18 protein-coding genes are annotated in these 19,526 nt (G+C 75.4%); 6 read left to right on the top strand and 12 right to left on the bottom strand.

Annotation, left to right across the window (positions count from 1 at the left end):
• Window positions 1–33: 33 nt before the first annotated feature.
• The gene (locus tag AB0L34_RS18130; RefSeq protein ID WP_357452953.1) at window positions 34–210 is read right to left on the bottom strand and encodes a hypothetical protein; all 177 of its coding nucleotides are present in this window, start codon (window positions 208–210) and stop codon (window positions 34–36) included.
• A gap of 213 nt (window positions 211–423) precedes the next feature.
• On the opposite strand from AB0L34_RS18130, the gene AB0L34_RS18125 reads away from it, so the two are divergent.
• Window positions 424–1,089, top strand: coding sequence for a dienelactone hydrolase family protein (locus AB0L34_RS18125; RefSeq protein ID WP_363705550.1), 666 nt, complete (start codon window positions 424–426; stop codon window positions 1,087–1,089).
• Between the two features lie 120 nt (window positions 1,090–1,209).
• Here the strand turns inward: AB0L34_RS18125 and AB0L34_RS18120 are convergent, their stop codons facing one another.
• A complete protein-coding gene (locus AB0L34_RS18120; RefSeq protein ID WP_363705549.1) occupies window positions 1,210–2,346 on the bottom strand; it encodes an AI-2E family transporter in 1,137 nt (378 codons plus the stop codon).
• 269 nt (window positions 2,347–2,615) lie between these two features.
• Between AB0L34_RS18120 and AB0L34_RS18115 the strand changes: the two genes are divergently transcribed.
• From AB0L34_RS18115 to AB0L34_RS18105, 3 genes are all read left to right on the top strand, one after another.
• Window positions 2,616–2,798, top strand: coding sequence for an antitoxin (locus AB0L34_RS18115; RefSeq protein ID WP_357452962.1), 183 nt, complete (start codon window positions 2,616–2,618; stop codon window positions 2,796–2,798).
• Between the two features lie 193 nt (window positions 2,799–2,991).
• Window positions 2,992–4,197 carry a cytochrome P450 gene (locus AB0L34_RS18110; RefSeq protein ID WP_363705548.1) on the top strand — a complete coding sequence of 402 codons (1,206 nt, stop codon included), beginning with the start codon at window positions 2,992–2,994 and terminating at the stop codon, window positions 4,195–4,197.
• Window positions 4,198–4,201: 4 nt separating this feature from the next.
• Window positions 4,202–4,438: a ferredoxin gene (locus AB0L34_RS18105; RefSeq protein WP_363705547.1), complete on the top strand. Its 237-nt coding sequence runs from the start codon at window positions 4,202–4,204 to the stop codon at window positions 4,436–4,438.
• Between the two features lie 41 nt (window positions 4,439–4,479).
• Here AB0L34_RS18105 and AB0L34_RS18100 read toward each other — a convergent pair whose 3' ends face one another.
• From AB0L34_RS18100 to eccB, 9 genes are all read right to left on the bottom strand, one after another.
• Entirely contained in the window at window positions 4,480–5,364 is an 885-nt protein-coding gene (locus tag AB0L34_RS18100) for an aminoglycoside phosphotransferase family protein (protein WP_363705551.1), read from the bottom strand.
• A 214-nt stretch (window positions 5,365–5,578) separates the two neighbouring features.
• On the bottom strand, window positions 5,579–6,265 hold the full coding sequence (locus AB0L34_RS18095) for a C39 family peptidase (RefSeq protein ID WP_363705546.1): 687 nt from the start codon (window positions 6,263–6,265) through the stop codon (window positions 5,579–5,581).
• Between the two features lie 357 nt (window positions 6,266–6,622).
• Window positions 6,623–7,027 (bottom strand): TIGR03618 family F420-dependent PPOX class oxidoreductase, encoded by a 405-nt coding sequence (locus tag AB0L34_RS18090; protein ID WP_363705545.1) that lies wholly within the window; start codon window positions 7,025–7,027, stop codon window positions 6,623–6,625.
• A gap of 33 nt (window positions 7,028–7,060) precedes the next feature.
• The gene (locus tag AB0L34_RS18085; protein WP_363705544.1) at window positions 7,061–7,393 is read right to left on the bottom strand and encodes a YkvA family protein; all 333 of its coding nucleotides are present in this window, start codon (window positions 7,391–7,393) and stop codon (window positions 7,061–7,063) included.
• 119 nt (window positions 7,394–7,512) lie between these two features.
• Window positions 7,513–8,325: a hypothetical protein gene (locus tag AB0L34_RS18080; RefSeq protein ID WP_363705543.1), complete on the bottom strand. Its 813-nt coding sequence runs from the start codon at window positions 8,323–8,325 to the stop codon at window positions 7,513–7,515.
• Between the two features lie 303 nt (window positions 8,326–8,628).
• On the bottom strand, window positions 8,629–8,997 hold the full coding sequence (locus AB0L34_RS18075; protein ID WP_363705542.1) for a hypothetical protein: 369 nt from the start codon (window positions 8,995–8,997) through the stop codon (window positions 8,629–8,631).
• Window positions 8,998–9,199: 202 nt separating this feature from the next.
• Window positions 9,200–10,474, bottom strand: a complete 1,275-nt coding sequence (locus AB0L34_RS18070) for a WXG100 family type VII secretion target (RefSeq protein ID WP_363705541.1) — start codon at window positions 10,472–10,474, stop codon at window positions 9,200–9,202.
• Entirely contained in the window at window positions 10,467–10,835 is a 369-nt protein-coding gene (locus AB0L34_RS18065) for a hypothetical protein (RefSeq protein WP_363705540.1), read from the bottom strand. The genes AB0L34_RS18070 and AB0L34_RS18065 overlap by 8 nt, the downstream gene beginning before the upstream one ends.
• 107 nt (window positions 10,836–10,942) lie before the next feature.
• Window positions 10,943–12,547, bottom strand: coding sequence for a type VII secretion protein EccB (gene eccB / locus AB0L34_RS18060; RefSeq protein ID WP_363705539.1), 1,605 nt, complete (start codon window positions 12,545–12,547; stop codon window positions 10,943–10,945).
• A gap of 150 nt (window positions 12,548–12,697) precedes the next feature.
• Between eccB and AB0L34_RS18055 the strand changes: the two genes are divergently transcribed.
• Entirely contained in the window at window positions 12,698–13,879 is a 1,182-nt protein-coding gene (locus AB0L34_RS18055; RefSeq protein WP_363705538.1) for a type VII secretion protein EccE, read from the top strand.
• Between the two features lie 61 nt (window positions 13,880–13,940).
• On the opposite strand, the gene eccD is transcribed toward AB0L34_RS18055, so the two are convergent.
• Window positions 13,941–15,341 (bottom strand): type VII secretion integral membrane protein EccD, encoded by a 1,401-nt coding sequence (eccD, locus tag AB0L34_RS18050; protein WP_363705537.1) that lies wholly within the window; start codon window positions 15,339–15,341, stop codon window positions 13,941–13,943.
• A 168-nt stretch (window positions 15,342–15,509) separates the two neighbouring features.
• Between eccD and eccCa the strand changes: the two genes are divergently transcribed.
• Window positions 15,510–19,472 (top strand): type VII secretion protein EccCa, encoded by a 3,963-nt coding sequence (gene eccCa / locus AB0L34_RS18045; RefSeq protein ID WP_363705536.1) that lies wholly within the window; start codon window positions 15,510–15,512, stop codon window positions 19,470–19,472.
• The last annotated feature ends 54 nt before the right edge of the window (window positions 19,473–19,526 follow it).

The raw sequence follows: 19,526 nt of genomic DNA, 5'->3' as shown, positions 1-19,526 counted from the left end.
GCCGGCCCGCGCTCGGCGGGCCGGCGGCGTCGGTCAGAGCGGCCTGCCCTGCGAGGGGCGGCCGGCCGCGTCGCGGGGCGTCATCGCCCGCGGGTCGTCGGCCGTGCGTGCCTGGGCCGCGTCGTCCGCCCAGTCCCGGCCGCGTTCGGCGTCCTGTTCGCGCCGTTCCCGGTCGGCGGTCTGCTGGCGGGACTCTCGCTGCTGCGCCATGGCGATCCTCGCGATCCGTCGGGGGCGCGGTCTTGCGCCGGTACGGGCTGCGGTCACCCGCCGCCTACCCGACGCCCCCGGTGGCAAACACCGCGGCGGCCGGCCCGCTTGCCGGCCGTGCGGGCGGGTATGCGAGTTGCCGGGGAGGAGGGACGGTGGTCCGGTGAGCCGGACGACCGGTCCTGGCCGACGACGTACGGGACGGAGGCGGAGATGGACGTGCGCAGCAGCGAGGTGAAGATCCCGGCGGGGGACGCCGAACTCATGGCCGACCTGCTGGTCCCGGCCGAACCGGCCGGTGTCGTGCTCTTCGCCCACGGCAGCGGCAGCTCCCGGCACAGCCCGCGCAACACCGCCGTGGCGCACGTGCTCAACCGCGACGCCTTCGGCACCGTGCAGGTCGACCTGCTGACCCCCGCCGAGGACCGGGTGGACGTCCGGACCGCCGAGCTGCGCTTCGACATCCCCCTGCTCGCCAACCGGCTCGCGGCGGTCGTGGACTGGCTGGCGGCGGAGCGGCCCTTCGGTCGGGTGCCGATCGGCCTCTTCGGGGCCAGCACCGGGGCCGCCGCCGCGCTGGTGGCGGCGGCCGCCAGACCGGACCTCGTCGGCGCGGTGGTCTCGCGGGGCGGCCGGCCCGACCTGGCCGGCCCGGCCCTCGGGCAGGTGCGCGCGCCCACGCTGCTGCTGGTCGGCGGCCTGGACGAGCAGGTGATCGTCCTCAACGAGCAGGCGCAGGAGGCGCTGCCGGAGAGCGCCGAGCTGACGGTGATCCCCGGCGCCACGCACCTCTTCGAGGAGCCCGGCAAGCTGGAGCAGGTCGCCCACTGCGCCGCCGACTGGTTCACCGCCCACCTCGCCGTGCCCCGCCCGGCCTGAGCGCCGGCCCGGTGGACGGCCGGTTCGTGCGGGTGCCGGGCTCGTGGGCGGCTCGGCCGGCGGGCACCGCCCTCCTGCCAGGCCCCGTCCAGGCGGGGGCCGGCGGCGTGGCACGCCCGTTCAGGCGGGGGCCGGCGGCGTGGCCCTGGCGTCCGGGGTGGGCCGCTCGCGGTGCTGCTGGACGGTGTCGATGACGCGCCAGACGACGGCGGTGATCGGCACCGAGACGAAGGCGCCGGCGATGCCGGCGATCAGGGTGCCGGCGGTGACCGCCACCAGGATCACCGCCGGGTGCAGCCGCACCTGGCGCTTCATGATGAGCGGCTCCAGCAGGTTGCCCTCGATCTGCTGCACGGCGATCACGGCGGCCAGGGCCAGCAGCGCGGTGACCGGCCCCTTCGCCGCGAGCGCGACGAGCACCGCGACCGCGCCGGCCACCGTCGCGCCGATGATCGGGACGAAGCCGCCGAAGAACGTGATCAGCGCCAGCGGAAAGGCCAGCGGCACCCGGAGCAGCACCAGGGCCAGGCCGATGCCGATCGCGTCGATCGCGGCGATCATCATCGTGCCCCGGCTGTACGCGCCCAGCGTCCGCCAGCCCACCCGGCCCGCCTCGACGGTCACCGACCGGTTCGGGCCGGTCATCCGGGCCAGCACCCAGTGCCACATCGACCGGCCGTCCTTGAGCAGGAAGAACAGCAGCACGAGCGCGAGCAGCGCCGAGCCGAGCACCTCGGCGGCCGTCCGAGCCCCCGACACCGGGTCGACCGAGCCCTGCCCGAGGCCCTGCCGGGCCTGGTCGAGGAGCCGGTCGAGCTGCTGGTCGCTGACCGGCAGCGTGGAGGTCACGAACTCCCGGGTCCGTTGCAGGCCCTGGCTCAGCTCCTGGCTCAGCTCGCTGAACTGGCTGGCGGTCAGGTTCCACACCAGCGCGCCGACCCCGAACAGCACGCCGAGCAGCAGCAGCACGGTGAGCAGGGCGGCCAGCGACGCGGGCAGCCGGAGGCGGCGCAGCGCGAGCTGCACCGGGTCGAGCAGCGCGGTGAGGAAGACGGTGGCGGCCAGCGCGATGGCCAGCGGTGCGAGCAGCACCGCGATCTTTCCCAGCAGGTACAGCCCGGCGACGACCACCACCAGGCAGGCGCTCCAGACCACGGCCGAGCGGACCGGCCAGGGCAGCGCCGTCCACGCCTGTCGGGGCGCCGCGGCCCGGTCCGTCGTCCCCTCGGGCGTCCGCCCGGCACCGTCTGCGACCACGTCGGCCCTCCTCGATCTCCCGCGAGTCGGTACCCGGCCGGCGTCCTCCCGACACCCGTGGCCCCTTTCAACCTGGATGCCGCACCCGGCACGGGAGGGCGAGTCGGCTGCCGAGCGCCGTCCCGTGACGTTCTCGCCGGCCTGTCCGCTCCACGGCCCTCTGTGGCGCTCCGGGGCGGCCCGTCCGGTCGGTGCGGGCCTGCCCGGTCGTGTTTGTGCCCGGGGCCCCTGGGAAGGCAGAGATCGAATCCCGACCCGAGGAGGACCCGATGAGCGACTTCATGGACAAGGCCAAGGACTTCGCCGACAAGCACGACAAGCAGGTCGACCAGGGCATGGAGAAGGGCGGCGACATGGCCGACCAGCGCACCGGCGGGAAGTACGACGACCAGATCGACAAGGGCGTCGACCAGGCCCAGGCCCGTACGGGCGAGGGCGACCAGGTCCGCTGAGCTCCTCGGTCCGCTCCCGGGTCGCCGCGCGGTCGGCGGCCCGGGAGCGTCGTTTCCGGCGGATCGACGGTCACCGCTAGCCAAGCATCGACCACCCTCGCTACTATCCGCAGTCGGAACATGACTCACCGTCGAGTCGCCCCCGGCCGGACCGGCGTCCCCTGTGGACGCCGCGACGAGAGGAGGTCAGCCGGTGACCGAAGCACCCGAGACGACCGTCCCCCAGCGCTATCCGTTCAGCGACCCCGACCGGCTCAACCTCGACCCGCGCTACGCCCGGCTGCGCCGGGACGAACCGCTCACCCGGATCCGGATGCCCTTCGGGGAGCCGGCCTGGCTGGCCACCCGGCACGCCGACGTGCGTACGGTGCTGGGCGACCCCCGGTTCAGCCGGGCCGCCTCGGTGGGCCGGGACGAGCCCCGCAACTCTTCACGGCAGCAGGACACCGGGATCCTGGCCATGGACCCGCCGGAGCACACCCGGCTGCGTCGGCTGGTGGCGAAGGCGTTCACCGCCCGCCGGGTGGAGGAGCTGCGCCCCCGCACCAGGAGGGTCGCCGACGAACTGGTCGACGGCATGCTCGCCGCCGGCCCCCCGGCCGACCTGGTGGAGCACCTGGCCACCCCGCTGCCGATCCGGGTCATCTGCGACCTGCTCGGCGTGCCCGTGGCCGACCAGGACCGCTTCCACACCTGGTCCGAGGCGATCGTGTCGACCACCTCGCTGAGCCCGGAACAGGCCCAGCAGTACATCGACAACCTGTTCGCGTACATGGGTGAGCTGATCGCGCGCCGGCACCGCGAACCCACCGACGACCTGCTCGGCGCGATGGTCCGGGCCCGGGACGCCGACGACCGGCTCGCGGCGGACGAGGTCGTGCGGCTGGCCGCCGGGCTGCTCGCCGCCGGGCACGAGACGACCGTGACCCAGATTCCCAACTTCGTGTACGTGCTGCTCACCCACCCGGCCGAGTGGGCGCGGCTGCGGGCCGAGCCGGCGCTGGTGCCGGGCGCCGTGGAGGAGCTGATGCGCTTCGTCCCGCTCGGCGCGTCGTCGGCCTTCGCCCGCTACGCCCTGGAGGACGTCGAGCTCGGCGGCGTGCTGGTGCGTGCCGGCGAGCCGGTCGTCGTGTCGATCCCGTCGGCCAACCGGGACGAGACGGTCTTCGCCGAGCCCGACCGGCTCGACCTGGCCCGGCAGACCAACCCCCACCTCGGCTTCGGGCACGGGGTGCACCACTGCGTCGGCGCGCAGCTCGCCCGGATGGAGCTCCAGGTCGTCCTGGAGACCCTGATCGCCCGCACTCCCGGCCTGCGCCTGGCGGTGCCCGAGTCGGAGCTGACCTGGAAGAGCGGCCTGCTGGTGCGGGGCCTGGTGGCCATGCCGGTGAGCTGGTGACGCGGTGAGCGGGCCGGACGAGCAGTGGCGCGTGCACGTGGACCGGGCCCGGTGCATCGGGTCGGGGATCTGCGCGGGCACCGCGCCGGGGCACTTCGTGCTGGTGGACGGGCTGTCCCGCCCGCTGGCCGAGCGCGTGGCGCCCGACGACGCGCTGGTGGACGCCGCGGACTCGTGCCCCATGGAGGCGGTCGTCGTGTCCGGGGTGGACAGCCTGCGCCGGATCGCACCGGAGCCGTGAGCGGCCGGTCCACCAAGCCCGCGTCCGGCCGCTCCCCCGCCTCAGTCGAGGACCGCGTCCAGGGTGCGGCGGGCGGTGTCGGCCATCACCGGGTTGGTGTCGACGTAGTAGGGGAGGGCGCCGACGGCCTGGACGATCGCCCAGCCCCGCCCGCGCGCCCAGGTGGCGTCGTCGGTCCCCAGCGCCTGGCGGTAGGTCTCCCGGGCGCCGGGCGGCAAGAGGTTCCACGCCGGCATGAGGTCGACCGCCGGGTCGCCGACGCAGACCGCCCCGAGGTCGATGACCGCGGCGAGCCGGCCGCCGCGGACCAGCAGGTTGCCCGGCATCAGGTCGGCGTGGATCCACACGTCCGGCCCGTCGTGCGCGGGCGCGTCGCGGCACTCCGCCCAGACCCGGGCGACCCGGGCGGTGTCGGTCAGGTGGGTGCTCTCGGCCAGGCAGCTACGGACGTACTCGTCCCGGGCGGGCAGCGGGCCGCCCCGGGTGCGTCCGTTCCACGCCCGGCCGCCGGTGTCCACCTCGTGCAGCGCACGGACGAACCCGGCGAGGTCGCGGGCGAACTCGACCGGATCGCCGATGCTCCGGTGGCCGGCGGTCTCCCCGGGGATCCAGCGGTACGCCGTCCACGGGCCCGGGTAGCCCTCGCCCGGCTCGCCGAGGGCCACCGGCTCGGGAACCGGCAGCGGTACGTGTGGGGCGAGGCGGCGCGCGTCCTCCTGCTCGCGCCGCAGGTCCTCGCGGAGTTCCGGGTCGACGCCGGGTTGCAGCGGGAAGCGCAGCACGATGTCCTCACCGAGGCGGAACAGCGCGTTCACGGTGCCGTACGAGGTGACCGGGCGCACCGGAAGCCCACGCCAGCGGGGGAACTGGTCGGCGACGAGGGCGGTGACGACGTCCGCGGTGACGTCGACCTGGTCGGCATGCATCCTCACCGGGCCGATCCTGCCGCCGGCCGGGGGGACAGGGCGACCGGTTTTCACCGGGCGTGCCAGGGGCCGGCACCCGGCGTGTGCGCCGGACCGGGCGTGGGCCCGGTGCGAGGCACCGCAGGAACGCGCGCAAACGCCGGTGGGGACGGGGTGGTACGCGCGAGGGCCGGTCCCCCCGTGCGGGGAGACCGGCCCTCGCCGGTGCGTCGGATCAGGACGAGTAACCGCGCTCGGCGATCCAGTTGGCGACCTTCTCCAGGGTCATCCAGTACTCGCCCTCGGGAGAGGCCGGGTCGGCGATCCGGATCAGGTCACCGCCGTCCCGGTAGCCCACCAGGGTCAGGTAGTGCCCGCCCTCGTACGACTGCGGGTGGCCGTCGGTGTCGACCGCGGTGCCCTTGACGTTGGCCACCACCGGCCGGCCCTCGTCCAGGGCGGTGACCACGTCGGCCCGCAGCTTGTCGACCTGCTCCGGCTTGGCCACCGGGCCCGAGATCTCCGTGGTCCGGTAGCGGCCGCCGGTCAGCTCGTTGAGCACCCGCGTGGTGTCCAGGGCCGAGTCGGTCCCGGCCTCCGTGGTGCCCAGCAGCTTCGCGACCTCGTCCTGCGAGAGGATCTTGCCCTGCGCGGACAGGGCCATCCGCGTCGCGGCCGGGCCGCAGTAGTAGAAGTTGGGCTGGGCCTGGTACTCGATGCCCACGGTGCGCTCGGCCCGCTTGTCGGGGCGGCCGTTCTTGTCGGCCTTGTCGGCCCGCCCGCCCTTGTCGGTGTGCACCGAGGCGACCGGGGTGGTGGCCACCGGCGCGGCCTGGGCGGCCATCGCGGGTCCGGCGATGCAACCGCCGGCCACCAGCAGGCCGGCGACGGAGAGACCGCTCTTGTGGATGATCGGCTTCATGGTCGGGCTCCAATCGGGGGTTGACGCCTCCGGGGGCCGGAGGCGCAAGCACCGGGACAGGCGCTCGCCTGGAGGGATTCGACGGCCCGGAGCGCGTCCGTGGCCGGGCGTACCAGGGATCCAACGGCCCTGCTCCACAGGGCATTCCGGGGCAGGGGCCGGGGGTCCGGCGGCACGATGGGATGCAACGGCACCAGGGGCAGCAGGATTCCGGCGTACGGATGCGGCTCGTCACACCCACGACGTGCGACGGGCTCCTCGGGCTCGTGCCGGCGGTGCCCCGGACAGCGGTGGCCGGCTGTCTACCGCAGCCGACACCGGCAGGCCGGGCGAACCGGCGGTGAACCGGTCAGACCGTCACAGGCTGCCCAACAGGCGCGTCACGGTGATCTCGATGACGACCCGGTCGGGATTGGGGCGCGGTGTCCGGTACCGCTCGGCGTACCGGCGCTCGGCCTCGGCCACGGCGGCCCGGTCGGAGCGGACGACCGCCCGCCCCTCGATGGTGAGCCACCGTCGCCCGTCGACGTGGCAGACGGCCACCGGGGCGCCCACGGGGCCGGCGGCGGCGACGTGTCGGGCCTTGCGGGACGTGCCGCTGGTGATCACCCGGGCCAGGCCCGCCGCGGCGTCGACGGTGACGCCCACCGGCACGACGTGCGGGGTGCCGTCGGCCCGCAGGGTGGTCAACGTCGCCAGGTGCCGTTCCCGGCAGAACGCGGCGACCCGCTCGTCCTGCGGGGTCAACCGGTGGTCGGGCATGTCCGTCCCCTGTCTCGCGGTGGGCGTGCCGGGTCAGGGGACGCGGCGGCGGTGCGGGTCCGGTTCCGGCCCGGTGACCGGTCGGCCGGGCAGCGGAGGACTGCCGGCGCGTCGGTGCCGGACCAGCCGACCGAGGTAGATCAGCGCGCCGGTCAGCACGGCCATGTCGTCGAGGTAGATCGGGTCGGGCAGCACGTCGATCGGGAGCACGGTGTAGAGCAGCGCCCCGTAGAAGGCGACCTTGCCCTTCACCCCGAGCGTGCCGAGCAGCCGGCGGGTGCGGATCACGCGAACGGCCAGCAGCACCGCGCCGACCAGCGTGACGACCGCCACGACACCGACGAGGACCCACGCCTCCCTGGACATACGGCCACGCTAGCCCAGCCGGGCCAACTCCGCCCGGATCCGTCGGCCGGCCGGTCGGTACGCGGCCACGGCCGGTCGTGCCGGTCAGGACGCGGCGACGGCCAGCCCGATCGTGCCGGTCAGTACGCGGCGACGGCCGCCCGACCCCGGGCCACCGGCGGAACCTCCCGGCCGGAGACCGCCGGAAGTTCCCGGGTCTGCTCCACCGGCCCCTCGATCAGCGGCAGCAGCGACGGCGACTCCTCGGGCTGGCGGTTGACCGCGGCGAACGCCTCGTCCCGCAGGCTGCGGGCCGACTCGGCGGCGAGTTCGGCGGCGCGCCAGGCGGCCTGCTCCCGCTCCCGGGCGGCCTGCTGCCGGGCGAACAGGTTGTCCCGTACCGCCCGGCGCAGCACCAGCTCCTGCTCGACCGGGTGCAGCCGCGGGTCCCACCCGTTGCGGTGCGCGAAGACGTCGCTGAGCTGCTCCACCGACAGCTCCTTGCGCCAGTACGCGTCCAGCGCGGCCCGGTGCAGGAAGCGCTCGCGCTCGGCGTACTCGGCGGGGGTCCGGCCGGTACGCGGCAGGGGCATCGCCTCGGCGCTCGCCAGCCGCCGGACGTCCGCCTCGGCGGCCTCGTACGCCTGCCAGGCCGTCTCGACCGCCTCCTGCGCGGTCAGCCACTCGGCCCGTAGGCGGGCGGCGGTGGCGGCGGCCCGCTCCGCGGCCACCGCGACCTCCTCCGCGTACCGGGACCGTTCGCGCTGCTCCTCGGCCCGTTCCAGCTCGCTCGGCATCGCCGCGCGGCGGATCAGGCCCCCCGCGTCGAAGCGGAGCCGGCCCGGCCGCAGCAACAGGCCGGCGACGGTGACGGCGACGACGCCGAGCAGGCTCAGCCAGATCACGGCGGCCCGCGGCACATCGAGCAGGACGGAGGAGAGCACGGTCTGCATGGTCAGCACCTCGCGGTCGATCGAGCGAAATCGACGTGTGGTCGTGCCCGTCGGACGGGCAGTCGGGCATCGTGGACGCTTGGGCGTACGTCGGCGGCGGTCGTTCCGGCAGGAGTGCGGGAACGGTCGGACGGGCCGGTACCGAGGCGGGGCGGCCGGAAGCGGCGTGCCGGTCCACGCGGTGGCGGTCCGGGCGCCGAGGCGGCCGGGATGTCGGGAGGCGGCCCGGCCGGACGGGCCTCGCGCGGCGCGCGGGCGGTCCGTGGTGGGCCGATGCCTCGGAGAGGCCCGGTGGCCGACGGGTCAGGCGGTGGGCGGACCGCGCCGGGCGGGCACCCCCCGGCCGGGGTCGCGGGCCGGAACGTCCCGGCGGACGATCGCCTCGACGCTGGTCTCGGCCGGGACGACGGCCCGGCGGACGGCCGGCGGGGTGGCCGCGTCGACCACGCGCTCGGCGGCCGGGGCGCGGCCCGGAAGCGGCTGCTCGACCGGGACGCCAACGGCGGCGGGGGCGCTCGCGGCGGCCGGGACGGGGGCGGGCGGTGCCGGTGCGGCGGTCACGCCGCCGAGGCCGACGGCGAGCACCAGCGCGGCGACCGCCAGCCGGGTCAGCTCGCGCAGGGAGCGCAGCGTGACCGACCAGAACGGGTCGGCGGGCGCTACGAACGGCACCCTTCCAACCTATCCCCCGCGAGCGGCCGGCGCAGCGCGGCGGCCACGCCGGTTCGGTGACCGACGCCACGCCGTCCCCTGTGGAGGTGCTGGTCGAAGCCGGGGGCGGCGCAGTCCGGGCCGGGGTGGCAAGCGCCGGCCGCCGGACGTGCGACGGTCCACCCGGGGGAAGCCTCCCGCCGGATGGGCCGTCGTCGTGCTGTCAGCCGTCGGTGCCGAGCACCGGCGGGGCGGCGTCCGTGCCGTCCCGCCAGACCATGTCGTCCTCGGTCAGCCAGGTCAGCCGGCCGTCGGCGTCGTCGTCGTGCTGCCCCTGGCGGGCACCCAGGATGCCGGGCCGGTTCGCGGCCCGGCCCGCGCCCGGCCGTCCCGCCCCGGTGGCCGCCTGGTTGCCGGCACCGGCCGTGCCCTGACGCGCGGCGTCGAAGCGCCGCCCCATCCCGGTGGCCGCTCGGTTTTCCGCCACGGGGGTGCCGCCCGCGGGCCGGGCCGCCGTGCTCGGCGCGGTGCCCGACCCGGCGAGGGCGCCGGTGCCGACCAGACCGCCGGCCGGCGTGCCGCCCTGGGGGCCGAAGTTCAGGCCGGGGTTGGCCGAGGCCGCCGCGGTGCCGCCCGGCCCGGTCAGGCCGGTCGTGCCGGCCGTCGCGCCGGTCAGCAGCGCGGCCCCGGCGAGGGAGGTGCCGGCACCGACGCCGCCCGGCACGCCGCCGGTCGTGCCGGTGCCCGGCTGCCCGCTGCCGCCCGGCGCCGGGGAGCCCTGGCCGGAGCCGGTCTCCGGCCCGGAGGACGGCCGGTCGGGGGCCGCGATGGTGGCGCCGCCCGGCTGCCCCGCGAGGCCGCTGCTGGTCGGCGCGGCCGTCGGGGTGGTGGAACCCGGGCCGAGGCGCGGCACCGTGACGGAGTTGTTCTGGGTGGTGCCGGGGATGTCCGGGTCCGGCGGGGGCGGCGGGACCAGGCGACCGTACGCCGACAGGTCGTAGCCGGCGGCCAGCTCGGCCACCACCTTGACCATGCGCTGGTGCGCCTTCTCCTGCTCGGCCTTGTCCTGCTGGTGGCCGAGCAGCCCGCCGACCAGGACGCCCGGCACGCCGAAGACCGCGCCCTTGGCCGCGCCGGAGAGCGCCTTGTCGTGGTCGTCGGTCTCGGCCGGGCTCTCCGCCTGCTCGCGGGCGGTGCGCAGGTCGGCGGCCATCAGCGTCAGCCCCCGGCTGACGTCGGCCATGCCCTCGCCGAGCTTGCCGGCGTAGTCGCTGACCAGGGCGAGCCGGCGCTGGAACTCCTGCGAGGCCGAACCCGTCCACGTGTTGGCCAGCTTGTCGAGGTCGCCGTCGAGCTCCTTGACGAGCCCGTCGAGGATGCCCTTGAGGGACGTCCACTGTGCGGCGATGCCGTCGATCTGGCCCGGCTGGCCGGCCATCACGCCGTCGTAGAGCTGCTGGTGGCTGACGTGCTGGTAGCGCTGGGTGTACTCAGACACGCGGCTCCCCCTCCCGCGTCAGCGCGTCGTCGACCCCGGCCAGCGCGGCCTCGATGTCGGCGGCGTTGGCCGCGTTGCGCTCCTCGGTGGTGCGGTAGTTGGACAGGATCGTCGCGGTCGCGCTCTGGGACGCCTTCACCGCCTCGCGCAGCCGATCGACCTGGTCCACATAGGACTGGTAGATCTCGGAATAGCGACGGGCGTTCTCGGTCGCGTCGGCGAACGAGCCCAGCGCCGGCGGCCGGCACTGCATCTCGGTGCGCAGCTTCCGCAACGCCTTCTCCGCTTCGGTCAGCCGGTCGGCCAACTTCTGCTGGAAGTCCTCCAGGGACATCAGGTCGACTGTCGTGCGCCCCGTCATGGCAGCATCCCCGTACGTCATCGTCGATAAACCGTTGGCACGCACAGGTTAGTCGACCGGCGCGAGTCGGGCGACCCGCCGGGTGTACCGATCCGTCGGGTCCGGGCTCAGTCGCCCGCGCCCGGCGAGGAGGCGGCCGGGTCGGGCGAGGCCGGCGCCCCCGACGACGGCCCGCCGGACGGCCCGCCGGACGGCCCGGTGGACCTGCCCGACGACGGCCTCCCGGACGACTCCGCCGACCCGCCAGACGGGCTCGACGTCGGACTGCCCGACGACTTCGCCGGCCCGCCCGAGGAGGCCGCCGGCCTGGCCGACGGCGCGGTGCCGGGCGAGAAGTGGGCGAGCGCGTCGTCCCGCGACAGGGTCGGCCCGGTGGGCACGAGGGCCAACAGCGACGCGGGTACGGCCAGCGGCTTGGACCCCTCGTAGCCGAGCGCGCTCATGGCGCCGATGCCGAGCGGGTAGCGGACCCCCTGGGCGCTGATCAGGTAGACGGTGGCCCCGGCGGCGGCCGTGCCGCTCTCGCCGGACCCCGGAGTGGCCTGCACGAGCACGCCCTTGCCGCCGGGCAGCAGCACGGCCTCGGCGGTACGCACGCCGTCGCGCCCGGTCTGCCGCACCGGAACGGCCGCGACCAGTTCCTGCGGTGCGCGGTCGAAGACCTCCAGCGTGGTGGTGGGCGGACCGCCGTTGGCCCCCTCCCGGTAGGTCGCGCAGATCGCCGTCCGGCCCGGACTGACCTGGTGCAGCGCGGGCAGGGCCTGCGGCATCCCCGACTCCTCCACCCGCTGGTCGGTCAGCAGCTTGCCGGCCTGCGCGGGGGTGATGTCGGTGACCTGGCCGCCGTCGCGCAGCAGCAGCAGCGCGCTGAGCTCGCCGATCGCGCTGAGGCCCTCCCGGGTGAGCACGTAGTGCTGCCCCGCCGCCCGGAACACCTGGCCCACCTTGGCCGGGCGCTCGGTCCGGGTGCTGGCCTCGTCCTCGCCCGCGATGGCGGGCTTGCGCAGGATCGGCCCGGCCGGCACGGCGTTGAGCAGTTGCTGGCCCACCGGGAGGCGGGGCGCGTTGGCCATCCGCAGCGCGGCGAGCGCGGAGTCGCCGCCCGTCACCTGCAACCGGGCGTTCCCGGTGAGCAGGTGCCGCTGGCCGTCGACCTCCACCAGCACCGCGCGGTCGCCGAGCGGCACCCCGCCCGGGAGCGGACGGTTGATCACGACCTGGGTGCTGCCGGAGCGGCGGGGGTCGGCCGGGTCGGGCACGTCGCACACGGACCAGGGCAGGCCGGTCAGCGACTTCCGGTCCGGCAGCGCGTCCGGGGCGCCGACGATGCCGACCGTACGGCCGCGGGGCCGCTCGCGGATCGAGGCCTGGGACATGGTGCGCACCTGCGGTGCCGGCTCGTTGATGATCAGACGGGCCGAGGTGTAGTTGAGCGTGGGGTGCAGTTGCCCGTCCACGAACACGTACGTCGCCCCGGTCTCCCGCTCGATCACCAGGGTGTTCGGCTCCAGCGGCGCCGTGTTGCCCGTGAACTGCCCGTACGCGCCGACGCCGCCGAGCACCACCGCGGCGGCGATCACGCTGCCGAAGACCGCCATGCCGAGCCGCCGCATCGGCAGGTTGCTGGTCTCCGGGTCGCCCGACAAAAGCGCCGAGACGATCCGGCGGGTGACGAAGCGGTACGCCTGCACCTGATCGCGGCGGGTCCGCATGACTTACCTCCGGCGGGGGTGGGTCCGCGACGAGCAGGTCCGAGTCGGTGTCGCGGGCTTCCCTACGATAAGGGGCCGTCGACGGGTCACCGGGACCAGCGCCCGACCCGATCCGGCGGACGCTCCGCCGTCCAGAGAGGACTGTCAGCGATGACGCAGGTTCAGGCGCCACCCGGTCGTCCGGCACCACAGCCGTCCGGCGTCGCCCAGCGGCCGGTGATCCCGGCCGACCGGCGCGGCCGCGGTCGCATCGGGCCGGTGGCCGTGGGCCAGCTCGTGCTGCTGGAACTCTGCGCCCTGGCCGTCTGGGCGGCGCTGGGCGGGCCGCCCTGGCTCGCCGGCGCCGTGGCGTTGCTGTCGGTGGTGGTCGTGATCGCGGCCTTCGCCCGCCGGGGTGGCCGCTGGTGGTACGAGGACCTGCTGCTGCGCCGGCGGCTGGGCCGGCGCCGGGAGGCCGCCAGGAGCACGGTCACGGCCGGCCGCGCGGCGGATCCACGGCTGGCGGCGCTGGCCCCCGAGCTGAATGTGATAGAACTCACTGACCGGGGCACCCGGCTCGGCATCGGACAGGACGCGCACGGCTGGTTCGCCGCGGTGGCGGTGCAGGGCCGCGCGGGGGCCCCCGCCGGCTCGGTCGAGGCGGGTGTCGTGGACCGGGTGCTGCGTGTGCTCACCGACTTCACCGGCCCGGTCACCCGGGCCCAGGTGGTCTCGCACACCCTGGTCTGGTACCCGGCGCCGGGGGCGCCGCCGGCGGCCCACCGGACGGTCTGGGTGGCGCTGCGGCTCTCCGTGCGGGACGCCCGCGTCGAGACGGTCACCCGGGGCGGCGGGATGCCCGGGGTGCACCGCACGCTGGCCGCCGGGATCGGGCGGCTGGGCAAGGCGCTGACCGCGGCCGGGCTCGTCCACCGGCCGCTCGGCCGCGACGAGCTGCGCGCGGCGGTCGTCTCGGGAGCCGGGCTGGACCTGGCACCGACCCCGCAGGCGGAGACCTGGACCGGGCTGCGCGGCGGCGGCTGGACGCAACGCTGCCTGGCGCTGCGGCCCCGGGGCGACGCACCGTTCGGCCCGCTGGTGGACGCGGTCACGGCGACGTCCGCCCCGTCGCACACGCTGGCCGCCGTGGTGCTGCCGGGCGGGCGGGTCGCCCCGCCCCTGCTCCGCGTGGCGGCGCTGGACAACCACGTGGAGGCGCTGGTCAAGGCGGTGCGGGAGGTGGCGCGCCGGGCCGGCGCGCCGACCCGCCCGGTGGACGGCCAGCACGGCCCCGGCGTCTACGCCACCGCCCCGGTCGCCACCGTCGTCACCACCCTCGACCCGGCCGCCTGACCCGCCCGGGCGAAGGGGCGGGGCCGACGAGAAGGTTGGTTCCGCGGGTGTTGCAGGTGGGTCAGGGGCGGAGGTTGACGATCCAGCCGTAGAGGCCGACGACCCAGACCGCCAGCGGCACCAGCGCGATGATCAGCAGGATCTCCACGATGTCGAGCAGTCGGCCCCAGACCGGGGAGATCCGCTTGCCGGCCACGGTGAGCCCGTAGATGAGGCTCACCACGGCCGCGAGCACCAGGCCGCCGAGGACCAGGCCGAGGCGTACGCCCGTCGAGCCGTTGCCGAACGTGGCCGCGGCGGTCAGGCCGAGGCCCGCGGTGCCGGCGAACAGCACCGGGGTGCGCTGGGCCCGGCCGAGGAACGGCCGCGCGCGCAGCAGCGACAGCAGGGCCAGCACGAGGCAGAGCAGCACCGCGGCGAGCCGGCCGTCGAACGCGAGGATCACCTGGGCGCCGAGCACCAGCAGCGACACCGTCCAGAGCAGGCCGGTGAGGAACTCGTCGGCCCGCTCGCTGAGCTGGAGCACCCGCCGGCCGTCCACCGACTCGGTGTCGGACTTCAGGTCGTCGGGGCCGGTCGGGATGGACGGGACGGGCAGCCGGGCCAGCCGGTAGGCCGCCATCGGCAGGGCCGGCACCGCGCCGAACGCGATCGCCGCGACGACCGCGGCGGCTTCCGGCGCGTCGACCTTCTCGAACACGAGGCTGAGCAGCGCGCCGATGCCCGTGGCGGCGCCGACCCCGACCGCGCCGAAGAACAGCGGGAGCCGGTCGCCGACGGCCAGCGCGGCCACCGCGGCGCAGAGCACCACCGCCGTGGCGGCGAGGAGCACGTGCGGGGCGGCCAGTTCCGTCAACGGGCGGTCGCCGGCGAGCAGCAGCAGGCCGCCGACGCCCGCGTACGCCAGGCCGACGACCCCGAGCACCGACCCGGTGGCGCTGTCGGCGGCGGCCCGGGACAGCACGGCGGCGGTGACCACCAGGGCGACCGCGACGACCAGCGCGGCCAGCGCGCCCGGGAGGTGCGGCGGCCCGGTGAAGAGCGCCGCCACCGCGCCGGCGCCGAGCGCCGCCGCGGCGAACAGCACCGCGAAGGACCGGGTGGTGCCGACCTGCCACGCGCCCGGGCGCTGGTTGGTGGCGGTGGCCACCGCGTCGACGACGTCGTCGAAGACGATCTCCGGTGCGGCGGCGGACCGCGGGTTGAAGTAGAGCACCTCGCCGTCGCGGATGCCGAGCTGGGCCGGGGTGCGACCGCCGTCCAGCGGCTGCCCGCCGAGCCGGGCCAGACTCCAGCCGCCGTGCCGGACGCCCTCGTCGGCCAGGTCCTCACCCGCGTAGCGCAGCAGGGTGGGCAGCAGGTCGGCGAGCGGTACGTCCGACGGTAGCGCGAGGTCCATCCGGGTACGGGGCGCCACGATGGTGATCCGGCTCAGGCCGCCGGTCGCCGTCTTCGTCGCCACATGGCCTCCTCGCGCTCTTCTACGATCGCCCCTGGCCGGCGGTACCGACGCATGGGTTCCTGACGCCCACGGGAGATTACCTACGATGGCGGGCACGTACGATGCCCACCCGACGACTCCGGTCCCGCACAAAACTTCATCAGGGCCGCTTCTGGGGAGGAGACAGCCGTGAGCACGGTGGTGTTCCGCCGGCTCCCGCGTCAGCCGGGGCCTGCGCTGCCGCGAGGCGAGGTGGTGCTGGAATCGCCTCCGGAGCTGCCCGAACCGACCCCACGCGGGATGGGGCAGCTGCTGATGATCCTGCCCATGGTCTGCGGCGTGGGCGCGATGGCGTTCCTCTACGCGGGCCGGGGCGGCGGCACGATGACGTACATCGCCGGCGGCCTCTTCGGCGTCTCGATGCTGGGCATGGCGATCGGGTCGCTCAGCCACGGCAACGACGACAAGGCCGAGCTGAACGCCGAGCGGCGCGACTACATGCGCTACCTGGCGCAGATGCGCAAGCGCACCCGGCGCGCGGCCGAGCAGCAGCGGGCGGCGATGGCCTGGCGGCACCCGGAGCCGGACGCGCTCTGGTCGATCGCCGCCTCCCGCCGCCTGTGGGAGCGCCGGATCACCGAGGACGACTTCGGCGAGACCCGGATCGCCACCGGCCCGCAGCGCCTCGCCGTGGAGATCGTCCCGCCGGAGACCAAGCCGGTCGAGGACCTGGAGCCGATGAGCGCCATCGCGCTGCGCCGCTTCGTCCGCGCCCACTCGACCGTGCCGGACCTGCCGACCGCGCTCTCGGTGCGGGCGTTCAGCCGGGTGGTGCTGCGCGGCGACCGGGCGCCGGTGCTCGACCTGACCCGGGCCGCCCTGGGCCAGCTGGCCACCTTCCACGCCCCGGACGACCTGGTCATCGCGATCGTGGCCGCCCCGGACCGGCAGCCGTCCTGGGACTGGGTCAAGTGGCTGCCGCACAACCACCACAGCGCCCGGACGGACGCGGCGGGCGCCCGCCGGATGGTCTTCGCCAGCCTCGCCGAGGCCGAGGAGGCGCTCGCCGGCGACCTGGCCGGCCGGCCCCGGTTCGCCCCCGAGGCGAAGCCGCTGACCACCGCGGCGCACCTCGTGGTGGTGATCGACGGCGGTGAGGTCTCGGCGACCTGCCAGCTCATGGGGCCGGGCCTGCTCGGCGCGACCGTGATCGACCTCTCCGGCACCGTGCCCCGGGACGCGGGCCGCTGGCTGCTCTGCCTCGACGTGGGCGACGGCACCTCCCTCGACCTGGTGCGCGGCACGTCCTCGTCCCGCCTCGGCACGCCGGACCGGCTCGACGAGGCCGCCGCCGAGGGGCTGGCCCGGCAGATCGCCCCGTACCGGCTCTCGCAGCAGCAGACCACCTCGGACGAGCCACTGGCGCGCAGCATGGAGCTGCCCGACCTGCTCGGTGTCGGCGACGCCGCCGCGGTCGACGTGCAGCAGACCTGGCGTCCGCGCAGCCAACGGGACCGGCTGCGGATCCCGCTGGGCGTCGGGCCCGACGGCAACGTGGTCGAGCTGGACTTCAAGGAGTCCGCGCACGAGGGCATGGGCCCGCACGGCCTGGTGATCGGCGCGACCGGTTCCGGCAAGAGCGAGCTGCTGCGGACGATCGTCGGCGCGCTGGCCGTGACGCACTCCTCCGAGGAACTGAACTTCGTCCTGGTGGACTTCAAGGGTGGTGCCACCTTCGCCTCGCTGGAGGCGCTGCCGCACACCAGCGCGGTGATCACCAACCTGGCGGACGAACTGCCGCTGGTCGACCGGATGCGGGACGCGCTGGCCGGCGAGATGAACCGCCGCCAGGAGGTGCTGCGGGCCGCCGGCAACTACGTCTCCCGCTACGACTACGAGAAGGCCCGGGCGGCCGGCGAACCGCTGGATCCGATGCCCAGCCTGCTGATCATCTGCGACGAGTTCAGCGAGATGCTCGCCGCCAAGCCCGACTTCATCGATCTCTTCGTGATGATCGGCCGGCTCGGCCGGTCGCTCGGCGTGCACCTGCTGCTGGCCAGCCAGCGGCTGGAGGAGGGCAAGCTGCGCGGCCTGGACACCCACCTGTCGTACCGGATCGGTCTGCGGACCTTCTCGGCGGTGGAGAGCCGGATCGTGCTCGGCGTGCCCGACGCGTACGAGCTGCCCAGCGCGCCCGGCCACGGCTACCTGAAGACCGACACCAGCACCATGCTGCGGTTCCGGGCCGCGTACGTGTCCGGGCCGTACCGGGCGCCGGGGCAGGCCGTCGCGTCGTCGCGGGCGATGGTGCAGCGCCGGATCGTCCGGTACGGGGTGGACTTCGTGCCGGTGCAGAACCCGACCCTGCCGGCGCCGACCGAGCCCGAGCCGGAGCAGAGCGGCGAGGGCAAGGCCGTGGCGATGCTCGACGTGCTGATCGACCGGCTCAAGGGGCGGGGCCGCCCCGCGCACCAGGTCTGGCTGCCGCCACTGGCCGAGCCGCCGGGGCTGGGCGAGCTGCTCCCGCCGCTCACCGCCGACCCGAAGTACGGCCTCTGCACCGCCTCGTGGCGCGGCCGCGGGCAGCTCGCCGCTCCGATCGGCATCGTGGACCGGCCGTACGAGCAGCGCCGTGACCCGATGTTGGTGAACCTCGCCGGCGCCGGCGGCAACGTGGTGATCGTCGGCGCATCGCTGAGCGGCAAGAGCACCATGCTGCGCTCCATGCTCGCGTCGCTCGCGCTCACCCACACTCCGCGCGAGGTGCAGTTCTTCTGCCTCGACTTCGGTGGTGGCGCGCTGCGCAGCCTGGACGCGCTGCCGCACATGGCCGGCGTGGCCGGCCGGCGGGACACCGAGGCGGTGCGCCGCACCGTGGCCGAGGTGGTGGCCGTCCTCGACGACCGTGAGGCCCGGTTCGCCCAGCACGGCATCGACTCGGTGGCCAGCTACCGCCGCCGCCGGGCGGCCGGCGAGTTCGCCGACGACCCGTTCGGCGACGTCTTCCTCGTCGTCGACGGCTGGAACACGCTGCGCCAGGAGTACGAGGAGCTGGAGCAGACCATCACGACCCTCGCCAACCGGGGCCTGGGCTTCGGCGTGCACGTGGTGCTGACGGCCGTGCGGTGGGCGGAGATCCGGATCAACATGCGGGACCTGCTCGGCACGAAGCTGGAGCTGCGCCTCGGTGACCCGAACGAGTCGGAGATCGACCGGCGGGCGGCGGCGAACGTCCCGACCGGGTCACCCGGTCGCGGTCTGACCCGCGACAAGCTGCACTTCCTCACCGCCATCTCCCGGATCGACGGGCGCCGCGACATCGACGACCTGACCGAGGCGTCCGTCGCCCTGTCCAAGCAGGTCGCGTCGGCCTGGCCCGGCCGGCCGGCCCCGAGGGTGCGGCTGCTGCCGCGCAAGCTGGCCGTCAGCGAGCTGGCCCGGGTCGTCGACCGGTCGGCGCCGGGCCTGCCCATCGGCGTCAACGAGTCGGCGCTGGCCCCGGTCTACCTCGACCTCGTCAACGAGCCGCACCTGACGGTCTTCGGCGACGCCGAGTGCGGCAAGACCAACGTGCTGCGGCTCATCGCGCGGGGCATCACCGAGCGGTACACGCCGGCGCAGGCCCGGCTGGTCATCGCCGACTACCGGCGTGGCCTGCTCGGCGCCGTCGAGGGGGACCACCTGCTCGACTACGCGCCCTCGAACCAGGTGTTCGCGCAGGGGCTCGGCTCGATCCGCAGCGCGCTGTCCAACCGGCTGCCCGGCCCGGACGTCACCACCGCGCAGCTGCGCGACCGGAGCTGGTGGAAGGGGCCGGACCTCTACGTCCTGGTCGACGACTACGACCTGGTCGCCTCGGGCGGCAACAACCCGCTCAGCGCCCTGCACGAGCTGCTGCCCCAGGCCCGCGACATCGGCCTGCACCTGATCATCACCCGACGCGTGGGTGGCATCGCCCGGGCCCTCTACGAGCCGGTCCTGCAGCGCCTGCGCGAGCTGGACCAGCCTGGCCTGCTGATGTCCGGCAACCGGGAGGAGGGCGCGGTCTTCGGCACGTTGCGGCCGAGCCCCCAGCCGCCGGGCCGGGGCACCCTGGTGCGCCGTCGGGACGGCCAGCAGCTCATCCAGACCGCCTGGTCCGAGCCCATCTGACGAGCCGGCCGGCTTCGGGGTCGGCCGGGGGTGATCGCATCCGGTAGCCTGCGG

It is taken from the genome of Micromonospora sp. NPDC052213, from assembly GCF_040679695.1.
GTDB lineage: Bacteria > Actinomycetota > Actinomycetes > Mycobacteriales > Micromonosporaceae > Micromonospora.
Note: the sequence above shows the minus strand (reverse complement) of the source record. Positions and strands in the feature narration are given on the sequence as shown.

Excerpts from the sequence above, each read along its gene's own strand:
- AB0L34_RS18130 (WP_357452953.1), bottom strand. The coding sequence starts at position 210 with ATGGCGCAGCAGCGAGAGTCCCGCCAGCAGACCGCCGACCGGGAACGG.
- AB0L34_RS18125 (WP_363705550.1), top strand. The coding sequence starts at position 424 with ATGGACGTGCGCAGCAGCGAGGTGAAGATCCCGGCGGGGGACGCCGAA.
- AB0L34_RS18115 (WP_357452962.1), top strand. The coding sequence starts at position 2,616 with ATGAGCGACTTCATGGACAAGGCCAAGGACTTCGCCGACAAGCACGAC.
- AB0L34_RS18100 (WP_363705551.1), bottom strand. The coding sequence starts at position 5,364 with ATGCATGCCGACCAGGTCGACGTCACCGCGGACGTCGTCACCGCCCTC.
- AB0L34_RS18095 (WP_363705546.1), bottom strand. The coding sequence starts at position 6,265 with ATGAAGCCGATCATCCACAAGAGCGGTCTCTCCGTCGCCGGCCTGCTG.
- AB0L34_RS18090 (WP_363705545.1), bottom strand. The coding sequence starts at position 7,027 with ATGCCCGACCACCGGTTGACCCCGCAGGACGAGCGGGTCGCCGCGTTC.
- AB0L34_RS18085 (WP_363705544.1), bottom strand. The coding sequence starts at position 7,393 with ATGTCCAGGGAGGCGTGGGTCCTCGTCGGTGTCGTGGCGGTCGTCACG.
- AB0L34_RS18080 (WP_363705543.1), bottom strand. The coding sequence starts at position 8,325 with ATGCAGACCGTGCTCTCCTCCGTCCTGCTCGATGTGCCGCGGGCCGCC.
- AB0L34_RS18065 (WP_363705540.1), bottom strand. The coding sequence starts at position 10,835 with ATGACGGGGCGCACGACAGTCGACCTGATGTCCCTGGAGGACTTCCAG.
- eccB (WP_363705539.1), bottom strand. The coding sequence starts at position 12,547 with ATGCGGACCCGCCGCGATCAGGTGCAGGCGTACCGCTTCGTCACCCGC.
- AB0L34_RS18055 (WP_363705538.1), top strand. The coding sequence starts at position 12,698 with ATGACGCAGGTTCAGGCGCCACCCGGTCGTCCGGCACCACAGCCGTCC.